The 442-nt window shown below is 60.4% G+C and carries 1 protein-coding gene; it reads left to right on the top strand.

What is annotated here, in order from left to right; all coding sequences use genetic code 11:
• Window positions 1–442 (top strand): ABC transporter substrate-binding protein (locus tag G3I71_RS53090; protein WP_164325209.1); only part of this gene is annotated, 442 nt, incomplete at both ends.

The following is a 442-nucleotide window of genomic DNA, read 5'->3' as shown; positions in this document are numbered from 1 at the left end:
CGATCACCCCGCAATATGTCTTTGGCGACGGACTGCTGAACGCGGCCAAGGATGTCTTTGCCGAAAAGGGCATCGAGCATGTCGGCAACAGCTATCATTCGCTGACCGACAAGGAATTCTCGGGCTACCTGACCAACGCCATCGCCGCCCAGCCGGATGTGCTCTTGCTGCTGAACTTTGGCGCGCAAAGCTCGGATATGCTGCGGCAGGCGGTCAGCTTTGGCCTCAAGGAGCGCATGACCATCGTCGTCGCCTGGGCGTCGGGGCTGGAGCAGTTCGAGGCGCTGGGGCCGGACATCTGCGAAGGCGTCTATTTTGGCGCGCAATACTGGCACGGGGCCGATACGCCGCTGAATCGCGAACTGGTGGCCAAGGTGCAGGAAAAGCACGGCTTCAACCCGAACTATTCCTTTGCGGGCTCATACATCTGCGCCAAGCTGCT

This window comes from Streptomyces sp. SID12501, assembly GCF_010550245.1.
Taxonomy (GTDB): Bacteria; Actinomycetota; Actinomycetes; order Streptomycetales; family Streptomycetaceae; genus Streptomyces.
This window is presented reverse-complemented; position numbering and strand designations above follow the sequence as displayed.